Origin of the sequence: Lentzea sp. DG1S-22 (assembly GCF_036321065.1) — a bacterium.
Taxonomy (GTDB): Bacteria; Actinomycetota; Actinomycetes; order Mycobacteriales; family Pseudonocardiaceae; genus Lentzea; species Lentzea jiangxiensis.
Genome location: NZ_CP143276.1, coordinates 4912417 through 4926895 on the forward strand (window position 1 = coordinate 4912417; position 14479 = coordinate 4926895).

A 14479-nucleotide genomic window follows, 5' to 3' on the forward strand; every position below is an offset into this window, starting at 1 on the left:
GTTACTCTTGGCTCTCATGAATGAGGATAACGCAGCCGTCCGCGTTATCGAGGACCTCAGGGCGGCCGCCCGCGCCGGTCGCGCCGGAGACCGCATGCCCTCGGTGCGCGACCTGATGGCACGGCACCGCGCGTCGCCCGCGACGGTCCAGCAGGCGATCCAGCGCGTGGCGGCGGAAGGCCTCGTCGAGGTGCGGCCGGGCCGGGGCAGCTTCGTCGCCCCGCGGACGGGTGCGAGCAGCCACGACCTGTCGTGGCAGGCCGTCGCGCTCGGCGAGGGCAGGCCCGGCGAGGACCTGGTGGCGAACCTCGTCGCGGTGCCGAAACCCGAGGCGATCCCGCTGACCAGCGGCTACCTCGACCCCGGCCTGCAGCCCACCGACGCGCTCGGCGCCGCGCTCAGCCGGGCCGCCCGCAGACCCGCGTCGTGGGGACGCGTGCCGGTCGAGGGCAGGGAGGAGCTGCGCGCGTGGTTCGCGAAGGAGGCGGGCGGCGAGCTGCGGGCCGGTGACATCACGGTCTGCGCGGGCGCGCAGGAAGCCCTGGCGACGGTGTTCCGCGGGCTCGGCAGCCGGGGCGACGCCGTGCTCGTCGAGTCCCCCACCTACCTCGGCGCCATCGCGGCCGCACGCGACGCCGGGCTCAAGGTCGTGCCCGTCCCCGCCGACCACGACGGCGTGCGGCCGGACCTGCTGCGGGCCGCGTTCGACCGGACCGGCGCGAAGGTCTTCTACTGCCAGCCGTTGCACGCGAACCCGCACGGCGCGGTGCTGTCGGACGAGCGGCGCACCGAGGTCATGCGGACCGTCCGCGAGGTCGGGGCGTTCCTCGTCGAGGACGACTGGGCACGCGGCTTCACGATCGACGGCACCGCGCCGCCGACGCTGGCCTCGCAGGACACCGATGGCCACGTCGTCTACGTCCGCTCGCTCACCAAGGTCGCCGCGCCCGGACTGCGCGTCGCGGCGATAGGAGCGCGCGGACCGGCCGGCACACGCCTGAAGAACACCCGTTCCCGGCAGGACCTGTACGTCGCGGGACCCCTGCAGGAGGCGGCGATCGACTTCGTGACCTCCCCCGCCTGGCGGCGGCACCTGCGCACGCTCCAGCAGTCCTTGAGGTCCCGCCGCGACGCTCTGGCCCGCGCGGTCGGCGAGCACCTGCCGGAGCTGCGGATCGCGAAGTCGTCGGGCGGCCTGCACCTGTGGGCGGCGTTGCCCGACGGCGTCGACGACCTGGAGCTGACGACGGCCGCGGCGGCGCGGGACGTCGTGGTCTTCCCGGGACGGCCGTGGTTCGCCGCTGAACCGCCCGGGAGCTTTCTCCGTTTGACTTACGGGGGCGCACCCGAGCACGTGCTCGCCGAGGGTGTGCGACGGCTGGCGGACGCCGTGTCGGCCGTGCGGCGGTGACCGCGCCGCGAGAATTGCATCATTCATTAACTTGACTCAATCCAGAAAAGACGGCAGAGTGGGGTCGTGCCCACGGCTTCCGATTTCGAGCGCATGTTGCGTGGAGCGTCGCTCCGGGTGACAGCTCCGCGGATGGCAGTGCTGTCCGCGGTGCACTCCCACCCGCACGCCGACACGGACTCGATCATCGGTGTCGTGCGTCAGAACCTCGGCGCGGTCTCCCACCAGGCCGTGTACGACGTGCTCCGTGCCCTGACCGGAGCCGGCCTGCTGCGCAAGATCGAACCCCAGGGCTCGGTCGCGCGCTACGAGGCCCGCGTCGGGGACAACCACCACCATGTCGTGTGCAGGTCCTGCGGTGCCATCGCCGACGTCGACTGCGCGATCGGCCACGCACCGTGCATGGACGCGTCCGACGACCACGGGTTCGTCATCGACGAGGCCGAGGTCATCTACTGGGGCACCTGCCCTGAGTGCACGACCGCCGCGAAGAGTTCTTGAACACCCGGAAGGATTCCTGTGTCCGACAGCACTGACGCCAACGTGAGCGAGTCGAAGGGCGAGTGCCCGGTCGCCCACAACCGGCGCAGCCACCCCACCGAAGGCGGCGGCAACCGCGACTGGTGGCCCAAGCAGCTCAACCTCCGGATCCTCCGCAAGCACCCCGTCCAGGCCAACCCCTTCGGTGGCGACTTCGACTACGGCAAGGAGTTCCTGACCGTCGACCTCGACGAGCTCGCTCGCGACGTCGACGCCGTGCTGACCGACTCGAAGGACTGGTGGCCGGCGGACTTCGGGCACTACGGCCCGTTCATGATCCGCATGGCGTGGCACAGCGCGGGCACCTACCGCACCCACGACGGCCGTGGTGGCGCCGGCGCGGGCATGCAGCGGTTCGCCCCGCTGAACAGCTGGCCGGACAACGGCAACCTCGACAAGGCCCGCCGTCTGCTGTGGCCGGTCAAGAAGAAGTGGGGCCGCAAGGTCTCCTGGGCCGACCTCATGATCTTCACGGGCAACCGCGCCCTGGAGACCATGGGCCTCAAGACCTTCGGCTTCGCCGGCGGCCGCAACGACGTGTGGGAGCCGGACGAGGACGTCTACTGGGGCCCCGAGACCGAGTGGCTGGGCGGCGACACCCGCTACAGCGGTGAGCGCGAACTGGAAGCGCCGCTCGCGGCCGTCCAGATGGGTCTGATCTACGTCAACCCCGAGGGCCCGAACAGCAACCCGGACCCGCTGGCCTCCGCCCGCGACATCCGCGAGACGTTCGGCCGCATGGGCATGAACGACGAGGAGACCGTCGCCCTCATCGCCGGCGGCCACACCTTCGGCAAGGCGCACGGCGCGGGCGACCCGTCGCTCGTCGGCTCCGAGCCCGAGGGCTCGCTGATGGACGCGCAGGGCTTCGGCTGGATCAGCACGCACGGCACCGGCAAGGGCCGTGACGCGATCACCTCCGGCCTCGAGGTCACCTGGACCCAGAAGCCCACCCAGTGGACGAACCTGTTCTTCAAGAACCTGTTCGAGTTCGAGTGGGAGCTCACCAAGTCCCCGGCCGGCGCCCACCAGTGGAAGCCGAAGGGCGACGCGGGCGCCAACACCGTCCCGGACCCCGAGGACGGCACCCTCAACCGCCAGCCGATGATGCTGACGACGGACCTCGCGCTGCGCTTCGACCCGATCTACGAGCCGATCTCGCGCCGGTTCGCCGAGGACCACGAGGCCTTCGCCGAGGCGTTCTCCCGCGCGTGGTTCAAGCTGACCCACCGCGACATGGGCCCGATCCAGCGCTACCTCGGCCCGCTGGTGCCGCAGGAGGAGCTGATCTGGCAGGACCGCCTCCCGGCCCGCGACCACGAGCTGATCGACGCCTCGGACGTCGCGGCCCTGAAGGCCAAGATCCTCGCGACCGGCCTCTCGGTCTCGCAGCTGGTCAAGACGGCGTGGGCCTCGGCTTCGTCGTTCCGCCAGAGCGACAAGCGCGGCGGCGCCAACGGTGCCCGCATCCGCCTGGAGCCGCAGCGCAACTGGGAGGTCAACGAGCCCGACCAGCTCGCGCGGGTCCTGCCGATTCTCGAAGGCGTGCAGGAGGCCTTCAACAGCTCCGCGACCGGCGGCAAGAAGGTCTCGCTGGCCGACGTGATCGTCCTCGGCGGCGCCGCGGCGATCGAGCAGGCCGCCAAGGCCGCGGGCCACGAGGTCGAGGTGCCGTTCCTCGCGGGCCGCACCGACGCCACCCAGGAGCAGACCGACGCCGAGTCGTTCGCCGTCCTGGAGCCCACCGTCGACGGCTTCCGCAACTACGGCAACAAGGCCACGCCGCTGCCGTCGGAGTACCTGCTGATCGACAGGGCCAACCTGCTCGGCCTCTCCGCGCCGGAGATGACCGTGCTGGTCGGCGGCCTGCGCGTGCTGGGCGCGAACCACGGCGGCTCGACCGCCGGCGTGCTCACCGCCAAGCCGGAGACGCTGACCAACGACTTCTTCGTCAACCTCCTCGACATGGAGACGGAGTGGAAGTCGGTCACCGAGGACCAGGAGAACTTCGAGGGCCGCGACCGCGCCACCGGAGCCGTCCGCTGGACCGCCACCCGCAACGACCTGGTGTTCGGCTCGAACTCCGAGCTGCGCGCCGTCGCCGAGGTCTACGCGAGTGACGACGCCTCGACGAAGTTCGTCCAGGACTTCGTGTCCGCGTGGAACAAGGTCATGAACGCGGACCGCTACGACGTCTGATCCCGTTCTGCCCCGGTACCCCAGGCCACTCCTCGGCCTGGGGTACCGGCGTTTTCGGCGTGTGGTGGCTCGGGTGGTCGGGCGCGAGGGCGCTCGGGTGGTGAGGCGCGGATCCGGCTGAGCGGCCAGGTGCTGGGCCGGCCGAACGCTGGAGCGCGAGGACTCGGGTTGTCGCGGCGCGAAACCCGCGGCGCTGCCCTCTCCGGTGAGGCGCGACCTGAGGCTTGCGGCGCCGCCTGCACGGGTGGCGTCTGTTGTCGGACAAGCAGCGGTGGACGGGCAGCGCCGGCGGGCCTGAATTCGCGGGCCGATAGCGGTCCCAGATCGACCACGGAAGCAGAGTCCCGTTCGGACAGTGGAGCCAGAACACCACCACAACAGACAACGGGCCGCCTAACGCCGCACTCTTCAACCACCGCGGCGCGCCCTGCCCACACCTCCCTGCTCACACCTCCCCTGCGCCGCAACGTCATCGGCGGACGCGGGGCATCACCACCGTCTCCTCCGGATCGCCCGTGGAGCGCTGGCGCAGCCGCGTCACCACGAACAGCACCACGGCGACCACCACGGCGGCGATGACGAGCTTCTGGAAGATGCCGGCGTACGACTCGACACGGTGCCAGTTCTCGCCGAGCAGGTAGCCGGCGCTGACGAACACCGTGTTCCAGATCAGGCTGCCGGCGGTGGTCAGCACCAGGAACTTCGGGAAGTTCATGCGTTCCACGCCCGCGGGCAGCGAGATGAAGCTGCGGAACAGCGGCACCATGCGGCCTAAGAACACCGCCTTGGTGCCGTGGCGGGTGAACCAGGCCTCGGTCCTGTCGAAGTCGGACACGCGCACCAGCGGGAGGCGCGAGACCAGGCGGCGGGTCCGGTCGCGGCCGAGGAGCAGGCCCGCCAGGTAGACGACCACAGCGCCCAGCACCGAGCCCAGCGTGGTCCAGAACAGGGCCGCCGGGAAGCTGAACACGCCCTTGCTCGCGGAGAAGCCCGCGAGGGGCAGGACCAGTTCGCTCGGGATCGGCGGGAACAGGTTGTCGAGGCCCACGACCACGGCCGCGCCCACGCCTCCCAGCGACTCCATCAGCGAGACGGCCCACTCTGCCAGCATCGGATTCTCCCTGCGTTGCAACGGATTTGTCGTGGTCAACGCTAGGAAGCGGGTCGCTCGAGGACCATGAGGTCTTCCGTCGGGATTCGTGTGGGAAGCCGCAGGGCAAGAGTGCGGTAAACCGCAATGCCGGGGCTCGGGTGGGTCAGTACCGTGATCCACGTGCACCAGGATGAGCAGCTCAGCGCGGGTTCGTTGGTGCGCGGCTGGTTCCGGGCGTTCTTCGGGGTGCTGCTCGGGATCGCGACCGCGCTGCCGGGCCTGCTGGCCGCGATGCTCGGGGTCGGCACGGTCAGGATTACCGAGTTCGAGCTGCGACGCATCGAGCGGTGGAGCGGCGCGGCGCACGCCGACCCGCTGACGCCGCGGCGGTGCCAGCGTTACCTGGGCGTGCGGTGGATGGTGGGCGGCCTGGGCTTCGGCGTGGTCCTGATGCTGCTGCTCTACCTCACCACCGCGGCGTCGATGGTGACGGCGTGGCTCTTCGACGGCTCGTGGGGACTGGTCAAGGACGGCGACGTCGTGAGCGGCGAGTTGATCGCGGTGGCGACGCTGCCGGGCGCCCTGCTCATCTTCGTCACGCTGGCCGGCGTGACGGGCGTGGCGGTGCTCGACCGGTGGCTCGCGACGGCGATGCTCGGCCGCAGTCAGCAAACGATGCTGCGGCAACGGGTCGCGGAGCTGACCAGCACGCGGGCGGAGGTGATCGAGGCGATCGACGACGAGCGCAGGCGCATCGAGCGCGACCTGCACGACGGCGTCCAGCAGCGGCTCGTCGCGCTCGGCATGCTGATCGGCAGAGCGCGGCGGGCCAGGGGCGAGGAGCAGGTGCAGCAGTTGCTGGAGCAGGCGCACGACACCGCGGGCGAGGCCATCGACGAGCTGCGCGAGGTCGCGACTCGCGTGTACCCCGCCGTGCTCGACGACTCGGGGCTGGGCACGGCGCTCGAGGTGCTGGCGGAACGGTCGGGCGTGCGCGTCGAGATCCGCAACGAGCTGCGATCCTCACCGGGCGCCGCGCTGGAGACGGTGATCTACTTCGTGGCGTCCGAGGCGGTCAACAACGCGGCCAAGCACGCCGGCGCCTCACTTGTGGAGATCTTCGTGCAGCAGGTGCCGGGCGGCATCACGGTCCTGGTGCGGGACGACGGCGTCGGTGGCGCCGACCCGTCCGGCACCGGGCTGTCCGGGCTCGCCAGGAGGGTCAAGGCGGTGGACGGGGTGTTCGAGGTGATCAGCCCGAGCGGCGGTCCCACCACGATCGGTGCGAGGGTGCCGTGCGAGTGATCCTGGCCGAAGACTCGACGCTGCTGCGCGAGGGCCTGGTCCGGCTGCTCGCCGAGGAGGGCCACGACGTCGTGGCAGCCGTCGGCACCGCGCCCGAGCTGCTCAAAGCCACCGAGGAGCACCGGCCGGACGTCGTGGTCACCGACGTCAGGATGCCGCCGGACCACAGGGACGACGGCATGCGGGCCGCGCTCGAGATCCGCGAGCGGTGGCCCGAGGTCAGCGTGCTGGTGCTCTCCCAGTACGTCGAGAACCGCTACGCCACCGAGCTGATCACCAGCACCGGCGGCAAGGTCGGCTACCTGCTCAAGGACCGGGTCGCCCAGGTCGACGAGTTCCTGGAGGCGCTCGAGAGGGTCGCGGCGGGCGGCGCGGCCTTCGACCCGGAGGTCGTACGGCGGCTGCTGACGAGGACGACGCACGTCGACCCGCTCGAAACGCTGACAGCGCGGGAGAAGGACGTCCTGGAGCTGATGGCGCAAGGCCTCACGAACGCCCGCATCTCCACCCAGCTGCACATCTCGCAGAGCGCCGCCGAGAAGCACATCAACGCGATCTTCGACAAGCTCGGCCTCTCCGGCTCGACCGGCGTGAGCCGCCGCGTGATGGCCGTCGTCCGCTACCTGGGCAGCTGATGGCCGGCCTCGCCGAAACGCCGAGCGAAGGCACTCGCGAACATCGGAAGGCAGGACCCGCCGTTCGCCTGCCGCAGGTCCTCGAGGACAGGTGGGACCTGCCACGCGGCCAGGTCCACGTCGTCCTCTCGCACCTACCCGGCGCCCTGTTCCTACCTGCCCGGCACCCGGTCGAGCACGGACGCCGAACTGGCCGGCCTGCTCGACGAACCGCTGCACCACGCGGGCGGGCTGCGAGCAGCCGAGACGATCACCGAGTTCGTCTTCCGCCGCTGACCGACGACGAGCGGAGCCAGGCCGAGGAAGTGCTGCGGCATCCTCGACTGGGACTTCGCCTGCGCCGGCGACCCCGCGCTCGACGCGGCCGCGATCGCGAGCTACGGCTGGCCGCTGGTCCGCCGGGTGCGGCCTGACCTGTACGACCGGGCGCTCACGCACGCCGCGATGTTCCCGCTGACGGGCGCGGTGTCCGCACTCCGGCAGGGCAGCGACCCGGCGAGCTTCCTCGCCTGGTTCCACCGCCGCCGCGCGGTCCGCGAACACCCTCCCACCAGCGGAAAGACCTAGCCCACAGCACCGGGACGAGAACCGCGGAGGCGACCGGCACCGTCAAGGCCGCCTGCGAGCTCCCAGCCACGAAGATCACCAACGAGACCCTGTGCTCACCATCACAGGACCGAGGAACTCGCCGGCGAACCCCGAGGCGTTCGCCGGGTGTCCAGGTCGCCGCCGATAGACCCGACGACCTCGCGCTCACCCCGGGTTCGTCCTGCTCACCCGCACCGGAGGCGCCCGGCACGGCAGGTCCGGCCTCAGCGATGCAAGTCCCACGGTCCGGGTCACGCCGCCCGCGTCGAGCCGGGAAGGCCGGGTGACGCCGCAGCGTCTCCCCCAGAAGCTCTGATCCGCCGGAATCGTGCGCTTGGGCAGCGGCGTCGCGCTCTGCACGACCGCTCGCGGGACTCATCGCCGAGGTATGAACCGGCCCAGCGCCAACGGACTTCACCCGACCGGAGGAGTTGATCACTATGATGAGTGGGTGCCCCTGAGTCGCCGACCTCCCGCGTTACTCGCTGCGCTCGCACTGCTCAGTGCGGTCACCGCGTGCACGAACGCGGCGGTCGGTGACCCGGTCGGCGCTCCCGAGGAGCCGCAGACCAGCACGTCGACGAAGAAGACGCCACAGGCCGCACCGCCCAGGAACAAGATCAGGCTGACGCTCGAGAACGGCCGGCAGAGCGCCGGGACGGTGCTCGCGGGCTCCGGGGACGCGCCGTACAACTACGCACCGGCCGTGATGGTGGACAAGGGGCGCATCCGCGCCTGGTGGTGCAGCCAGCTCAGCGCGGCACCGCCCGGCGGCGACGACATCCTCTACAGCGACGGACCGTCGGTGGGCGGCCCGTTCAGCACCGCGATCCCGGTGTTCTCCGGCAGCGGCGGCAGCTTCGACGCGATGCACACGTGCGATCCGTCGCTGGTCAAGGTCGGTGACAAGTACTTCATGTACTACACCGGCGCCGCGCGGGACAACCACGCGAACGGCAGCTCGGTGGGCGTCGCGTCGAGCTTCGACGGCATCACCTGGACGCGGGAGAACGGCGGCCAGTCGATCGTGGCCCCGGCCGGCGACAACATCCGGGAGAACACCTACGGCGCCGGTCAGCAGTCGGCCGTCTACGTCGACGGCTGGGTGTACCTGATGTTCACCGACACGACCGGCCTCGCCTCGCACCAGAACGGCGCCGGTCAGTACGTGCTGCGCTCGCGCGACCCGCTGTTCACCAAGGGCGTCGAGGCGCTCGGCCAGCAGGGCTTCAAGCCGGTGACGTCGAACAACCAGCCGCGCACCCGATCGGTCGTCGAGGCGTTCAGCGCGGACTGGATGTGGATCGAGGCGGTGTCCTCGTTCGCCATCGCCCACGAGACCGACGACGGCACGACCGTCACGTTCTGGAACAAGGACTTCACCCGTCACCCGTTCGAACCGGTGCTGATCCCCGGCGTCTGGGAGGAAGGCCCCGGCCTGGTGCGCACGCCGGAGGGCCACGCGCCGGTCGACCTCAAGGACCCGTGCGGCCGGGTGGCGCTGGACGTGCTGCGCGGCACCTTCGAGGGTCCGGCGGGGCCGACGAACATCTCGCACTTCGGCCTCGACGCCGTCGGGATGAAGGGCTGCACCACCGGGCCCGAGGCGCACGTGCTCAACGGCTACGCGGTGCCGTCCCCCGAACGCACGCTGGACGTCGTCATCGGCGGCAACGTGATGCGGTTCGAGCGCCGTTCGGTGGCCGAGAAGTTCGCCCGCGGCGTGCTGAGCACCCGTCCCCTGGGCGTCGACTCGCTGAAGCTCGCGGTCACGGTCCCCGCGGGCGCTCCCGCGGTCGCCAACCCCCAGGGCGAGGTCGGGTTGCTGCTCGACGACAAGCTGTGGGTGGTGACGGCCGAGGTCGCGGCGCTGAACTCGTCCAAGGTCACGCCGGTGTCCGCGGAGCAGTGGACCCGCTACCAGCGCCTGCCGGACCTCGCCCGCCGCTGACCGGATACGTTCTCCCGGGTCGAATCGGACATGGGGGACCGAGTGGTGGCGATGACGGCGCAACGGTCAGCAGCGCTCGCGGACGGCGTGGTGCCGCTGCCGGACGAGCCCCGGCACGAACGGGCCTGGCTGGGCCTCCTGGCCGGGTTCCTGGCGTCGATGGCGTTCCTGCTGCTCGTCCCGGCCGGCTGGTCCCGGCTCGACCACCTGTGGGCCGAGGACGGCGCCCGGTTCCTGGTCGACGCGGTGCGCTCGCCGGCGCTGGAGAACCTGGTCACCCCCTACGGCGGCTACCTGCACGCGCTGCCGCGCCTCGTGGCCCAGCTGGTCGCGCTGCTGCCGGTCGAGTGGGCCGCGGCGGGGTTCGCGGTGTGCGCGGCGGTGCTGCGGGCGTTGATCGCGTTGATCGTGTTCGCGGCCTCCAAGGCCTACCTGCGCTCGGCGCCGCTGCGGTTCGCACTGGCGGCGCTCGTGGTCGTCCTGCCCGCGGGCAACTCCGAGACGCTCAACAACATGACGAACCTGCACTGGTTCCTGCTCTACGGCGCCTTCTGGGCGTTGCTGTGGCGCAACGCCCCGCGCGTGCCGGTCGCCGTGTTCGTGGTCCTCGCCGCCCTGTCCAGCCCCTTGATCTTCCTGCTGACGCCGATCGCGCTCGTGCGGTTCTTCCAGCCGCGCAAGGTGGTGCCGATCGCGTTCCTCGCCGCGACGGCCGTCCAGGGCCTCACGATGATGTTCACGTCCCGCACGCCGTACTCGCACGACGAGGTCGACCCGGTGCAGGTACTGCTCGCGAGCCTGCTGCGGGTGCCCGTGGTGGCGTTCACGGGCTCGGAGCGCGTCAGCCAGTTCTACCCGGCGCACGGCAACCTGGTGGTCCTCGGCGCGCTGCTGGTGGCCGCCGTGCCGATCGCGGCGGGCCTGCGGTTCGGCGACCGGGCGGGGCGGGCGCTCGTGCTGGTGTCTTGCGTGTTCAGCGTGGTCGTCATCGTCGCGTGCCTGGTGCTGAACTGGACGCAGGTGCTGCAGGTGCAGGCGCCGGAGGTCGTGATGGCCGGGCAGCGCTACAGCATCGCGCCGTGCCTGTTCCTGTTCACCGCGATCTTCGTGGGCCTCGACGCGACGCCGGCGAAGACGTGGGAGCGGCTCGCGGTGTCCGGCAGCCGCTACCTCGTCGGCATCCTCGTGGTGGTCAGCGTCGTCGCCCACATGCGGGTGCCGAGGACGGTGCTGTCAGGCATTCCGTGGGACGAAAGCCTCACTCGCGCGCGCACGGAATGTGCAACCGGCGCATCGGAAGCACGGCTGGAGCACGAGCCCTCGGGCTGGTTCTTCATCACGCCGTGTGAATCCATACGCCCGTAGGTGTCGAAACGCGGATCCGCGATCGCCGCACAACTCCACTTTGGACCGGGCCCTACGCGGTGCTCGTTCGCCTGATGAAGTCCCGGAACGACCGGGCGGGCCTGCCCGTCACGTCCTCGACGGTCGTGCTGACGCGGTCCTCCGCCCCGCCGCGGATGTCCTCGTCGAGACCGGCGAGCAGCGCGGCGAACTCGGCCGGCAGCCAGGAGGACAGGCGTTCGGTCAGCTCCTCGGTGCTGACCGAACGGTGCCGCACGGGCTGTCCGGTGACCTCGGTGATGATCGCGGCGGCGTCGGCGTAGCTGAGGGCCTCCGGACCGGTGATCAGGTGGTCGGTGTTGTGCGGCAACGGGTCCGTGAGCGCCCGTGCGGCCACGGCGGCTATGTCGGCGGCATCGACGAACGCGATCCTGCCGTCTCCGGTCGCGGTCACGATCTCCCCGGCGCGCACGCCGGCCGCGACCGCGTGGTCGCCGGTGAAGTTCTGCATGAACCAGGACGGCCGGAGCACCGTCCACTCCGGCATCGCGCGCACGAGTGCGGGGAGAGCGCCCATCCCCGAGACGCTCTCCGCCACCGCGGACGAGCTCAGCAACACCGCTCGTCGCACGAACCGCGCCCGTGACAGGAACGACTCGACCACCGGCGCGGGGTCCGCGACACCGACCGGGGGGATGAGGTAAATGCTGCTTATCCCTTCCAGTGCCGGTTCAAACGTCTCCGGATCGTCCCAGTCGAACAGGACGTGCCGGTCGTGCGCGGGTCTTCTGGTCGCCACGAGGGAATCGGGCAGCAGGGACGCGAGCAGGCTGCCGGTCGTGCCGGTGCCGCCGATGAGCAGCGTGCTCATGCCGTGAGCTCCTGCGCGAGCAGCGGGTTCCAGTAGTCGCGGTAGTGCGCGATCTCGCCGTCGCGGGTCGTGATGACGGCGATGTACGACGCCCGGTACGGCTTGCCGGTCGCGACCACGACCCCCTCGGCGTCGAACTCGGCGATCAGCACGCCGGCGTCGGTGGTCCGGTGCACGACCTGCTTCGGGAAGCTGCGGATGTCGAGCGTCTCCGGGTAGTCGCGCAGGTAGTCCTCGATCGCGGCACGGCCCTCCAGCCGTGCGGGCCAGCCGGGTGGGGCGAACGGGAACTCCACCACGCCGTCCTCGGCCCACAGACCGGCGAACCCGGCCATGTCCTTGTCCAGCAGCAGCTGCAGCGCCCTCGGGATGAGATCCACGGATGTCCTCCGAACGAAATGGACGAGACGGTACCGTCCCGTCCATCACATTAGGCGGGACGGGACCGTCTCGTCCAGCCCTATGATGTGCGCCATGACCAAGCGCACCCCGACCGGCGCCGCCGTCCTGCAGCCCCAGGTGACGCGGGCGATCACCGAGGCCGTGTTCGACGAGCTGGCCCTGCACGGCTACGGCCGGCTGTCGATGGAGGCGGTGGCCAAGCGCGCCGAGGTCGGCAAGAGCGCGCTGTACCGGCGCTGGCCGTCCAAGCAGGACATGGTGGTCGCGGCGCTGTCGGAGTTCTCCGTGCCGCTGGCCGAGGTCCCGGACACCGGGTCGTTGCGCGGCGACCTGCTGGCGACCGTCACGGCGGTGCACGACTGGCTGACGCACCCGCGGTTCGCGACGATCCTGCCCGACCTCACCGCCGAGGCGGTCCGCAACCCGGCGCTGTCCGAGGCGATCGCGGCGACGATCGGCGAACCCCGGCGCGCGCTCGGCGCGGCGACGCTGCGGCGGGCGGTCGACCGGGGCGAGCTCCCCGCGGATCTCGACGTCGAGATCGCGCTCGACCTGGTCGCCGCGCCCGTCTACTGGCGGCTGTCCGTCCGCCGCGCCGAGATCGGGCCCGACTACCTCGAACGGCTCGTCGACCACCTGCTGCGCGCGCTTCAGTGCTGATAGCTGGGGTAGTCGATGAACCCGCGGGGTGCCTGGAAGTACGTCTCGCGGTCGGCGCTCACGAGCGGCAGGCCGAGCCGGAACCGTTCCACGAGGTCGGGGTTGGCGATGTACGCGCGGCCGTAGCTGATCAGGTCGGCGCCGTTGGCGAGCCAGCGCTCCCCCTGCTCCCGCGTGCTCTCCCGCGGGCCGATCTGGCCACCGGGGTTGAGGATGAACGCGGTCGGCCACGCCTTGCGCAGGCCCATCAGCACCTCGTCGTCCACGGTCGCGACCAGGTGGACGTAGGCGATGTCCGGCAACGCCTTCAGCAGCTCGCCGTAGAGCACGGGCACGTCTTCTTCGACGATGCCCTGGATCTCACCGCCGGGTGAGAGCCGGATGCCGACGCGCTCCGGCCCGATGGCGCCGGCCGCCGCCTCGACCGCCTCGACGGCGAACCGGATGCGCCCGGTGACCGAGCCGCCGTAGCCGTCGGTGCGCCGGTTGGCGCTGGAGGAGAGGAACTGCTGGATGAGGTAGCCGTTCGCGCCGTGCAGTTCCACGCCGTCGAACCCGGCGTCGACGGCCCGTCGTGCCGCGTCGGCGAACGCCTGGACCTGCTCGGCGACCTCCGCGGTCTCCAGGGCGCGGGGCACCGGCGCGGGGGCCGCGCCCGCGGGCGTGAAGACCTCGGTGCCGGCCGCGACCGCCGACGGGCCGACGGGGTGGTGCCCGGCGACCTCGACGTGGCCGATGCGGCCGCCGTGCATGAGCTGGGCGAAGATCCGGCCGCCGTTGGCGTGCACGGCGTCGGTGACCCCGCGCCAGGCCGCGACCTGCTCGTCGGTGTGGATGCCGGGCATGAACGGACCGGCCTGGCCGACGGCGTTCGGGTGCACGCCCTCGCTGACGATGAGACCGGCGGTGGCGCGCTGGGCGTAGTAGGTGGCTGTGTCCGCGGTCGGTTTGCCGTCGACGGCCCGTGCGCGGGTCATCGGCGCCATGACGAGGCGGTTCGGCAGGGTCAGGTGTCCGAGGCGGTAGCTGGTGAGGAGCATGGGAGCTACGCTAGAAACCTGACGTTGACGTCAGAGGTAGCTTTTGTGGCGGAGGTCTCATGCGGATCGGTGAGCTGGCGGAACGCACAGGTGTGAGCGTGCGCGCGCTGCGCTACTACGAAGAGCAGGGCCTTCTGACTTCGGAGCGCAGCGAAAGCGGGCAACGGCGCTATGCCGGGAACGCCGTCGACCGGGTGCGGCTGATCCAGCAGCTCTACGGCGCGGGGATCTCCAGCGCGTCGATCCTCGAGATGCTGCCGTGCGTGCTGACGGGGGTGGCGGCGCCGGACGTCCTCGCGAAGCTGCACGGGCACCGGTCGTCGGTCGTCCGGCAGATCGAGGAGCTGCAGGAGACCCTCCTGCGGCTCGACTCGGTGATCGCGGGTGCCACGGAGGCCTACGCGACCGGCAAGCCGTGCCCGCCGCAGTGAGCGGGCACG

Annotated in this window: 15 protein-coding genes and 1 pseudogene; 11 read left to right on the forward strand and 5 right to left on the reverse strand. The window is 71.1% G+C overall.

Annotated features, from left to right (window positions below):
- The first annotated feature begins 16 nt into the window (after positions 1 to 16).
- The 3 genes from V1227_RS22545 to katG all read left to right on the forward strand — a co-directional run bounded on the left by V1227_RS22545 (position 17) and on the right by katG (position 4150).
- Positions 17 to 1411, forward strand: a complete 1395-nt coding sequence (locus V1227_RS22545; protein ID WP_329787556.1) for an aminotransferase-like domain-containing protein — start codon at positions 17 to 19, stop codon at positions 1409 to 1411.
- A 66-nt stretch (positions 1412 to 1477) separates the two neighbouring features.
- Positions 1478 to 1912, forward strand: coding sequence for a Fur family transcriptional regulator (locus tag V1227_RS22550; RefSeq protein WP_329787557.1), 435 nt, complete (start codon positions 1478 to 1480; stop codon positions 1910 to 1912).
- Between the two features lie 18 nt (positions 1913 to 1930).
- Positions 1931 to 4150 carry a catalase/peroxidase HPI gene (katG, locus tag V1227_RS22555; RefSeq protein ID WP_329787558.1) on the forward strand — a complete coding sequence of 740 codons (2220 nt, stop codon included), beginning with the start codon at positions 1931 to 1933 and terminating at the stop codon, positions 4148 to 4150.
- Between the two features lie 469 nt (positions 4151 to 4619).
- On the opposite strand, the gene V1227_RS22560 is transcribed toward katG, so the two are convergent.
- Complete coding sequence (locus V1227_RS22560) at positions 4620 to 5261, reverse strand: DedA family protein (RefSeq protein WP_329787559.1); 642 nt, start codon at positions 5259 to 5261, stop codon at positions 4620 to 4622.
- Positions 5262 to 5423: 162 nt separating this feature from the next.
- Between V1227_RS22560 and V1227_RS22565 the strand changes: the two genes are divergently transcribed.
- Positions 5424 to 6548: a sensor histidine kinase gene (locus V1227_RS22565; protein WP_329787560.1), complete on the forward strand. Its 1125-nt coding sequence runs from the start codon at positions 5424 to 5426 to the stop codon at positions 6546 to 6548.
- Positions 6539 to 7183 (forward strand): response regulator transcription factor, encoded by a 645-nt coding sequence (locus V1227_RS22570; protein ID WP_329787561.1) that lies wholly within the window; start codon positions 6539 to 6541, stop codon positions 7181 to 7183. The genes V1227_RS22565 and V1227_RS22570 overlap by 10 nt, the downstream gene beginning before the upstream one ends.
- 152 nt (positions 7184 to 7335) lie before the next feature.
- Here V1227_RS22570 and V1227_RS22575 read toward each other — a convergent pair whose 3' ends face one another.
- Positions 7336 to 7500: a hypothetical protein gene (locus V1227_RS22575; RefSeq protein ID WP_329787562.1), complete on the reverse strand. Its 165-nt coding sequence runs from the start codon at positions 7498 to 7500 to the stop codon at positions 7336 to 7338.
- Here V1227_RS22575 and V1227_RS40695 point away from each other — a divergent pair.
- From V1227_RS40695 to V1227_RS22590, 4 genes and pseudogenes are all read left to right on the forward strand, one after another.
- Positions 7499 to 7543: pseudogene (locus tag V1227_RS40695) on the forward strand (hypothetical protein); the annotation flags it as partial. The gene V1227_RS22575 and the pseudogene V1227_RS40695 overlap by 2 nt on opposite strands.
- A gap of 42 nt (positions 7544 to 7585) precedes the next feature.
- Positions 7586 to 7750 (forward strand): hypothetical protein, encoded by a 165-nt coding sequence (locus tag V1227_RS22580; RefSeq protein ID WP_329787563.1) that lies wholly within the window; start codon positions 7586 to 7588, stop codon positions 7748 to 7750.
- A 472-nt stretch (positions 7751 to 8222) separates the two neighbouring features.
- Positions 8223 to 9722 carry a beta-xylosidase gene (locus V1227_RS22585; protein WP_329787564.1) on the forward strand — a complete coding sequence of 500 codons (1500 nt, stop codon included), beginning with the start codon at positions 8223 to 8225 and terminating at the stop codon, positions 9720 to 9722.
- 30 nt (positions 9723 to 9752) lie between these two features.
- Positions 9753 to 11087 (forward strand): hypothetical protein, encoded by a 1335-nt coding sequence (locus V1227_RS22590; protein WP_329787565.1) that lies wholly within the window; start codon positions 9753 to 9755, stop codon positions 11085 to 11087.
- A 52-nt stretch (positions 11088 to 11139) separates the two neighbouring features.
- Here the strand turns inward: V1227_RS22590 and V1227_RS22595 are convergent, their stop codons facing one another.
- The gene (locus V1227_RS22595) at positions 11140 to 11937 is read right to left on the reverse strand and encodes an NmrA family NAD(P)-binding protein (protein WP_329787567.1); all 798 of its coding nucleotides are present in this window, start codon (positions 11935 to 11937) and stop codon (positions 11140 to 11142) included.
- On the reverse strand, positions 11934 to 12317 hold the full coding sequence (locus V1227_RS22600) for a nuclear transport factor 2 family protein (RefSeq protein ID WP_329787569.1): 384 nt from the start codon (positions 12315 to 12317) through the stop codon (positions 11934 to 11936). Before V1227_RS22600 ends, V1227_RS22595 begins: the two co-directional genes overlap by 4 nt.
- 94 nt (positions 12318 to 12411) lie before the next feature.
- Between V1227_RS22600 and V1227_RS22605 the strand changes: the two genes are divergently transcribed.
- Complete coding sequence (locus V1227_RS22605; RefSeq protein ID WP_329787570.1) at positions 12412 to 12999, forward strand: TetR/AcrR family transcriptional regulator; 588 nt, start codon at positions 12412 to 12414, stop codon at positions 12997 to 12999.
- Here V1227_RS22605 and V1227_RS22610 read toward each other — a convergent pair.
- On the reverse strand, positions 12990 to 14039 hold the full coding sequence (locus tag V1227_RS22610) for an alkene reductase (protein WP_329787571.1): 1050 nt from the start codon (positions 14037 to 14039) through the stop codon (positions 12990 to 12992). The genes V1227_RS22605 and V1227_RS22610 overlap by 10 nt on opposite strands.
- 59 nt (positions 14040 to 14098) lie before the next feature.
- On the opposite strand from V1227_RS22610, the gene V1227_RS22615 reads away from it, so the two are divergent.
- Positions 14099 to 14470: a MerR family transcriptional regulator gene (locus tag V1227_RS22615; RefSeq protein ID WP_329787572.1), complete on the forward strand. Its 372-nt coding sequence runs from the start codon at positions 14099 to 14101 to the stop codon at positions 14468 to 14470.
- Positions 14471 to 14479 lie beyond the last annotated feature (9 nt).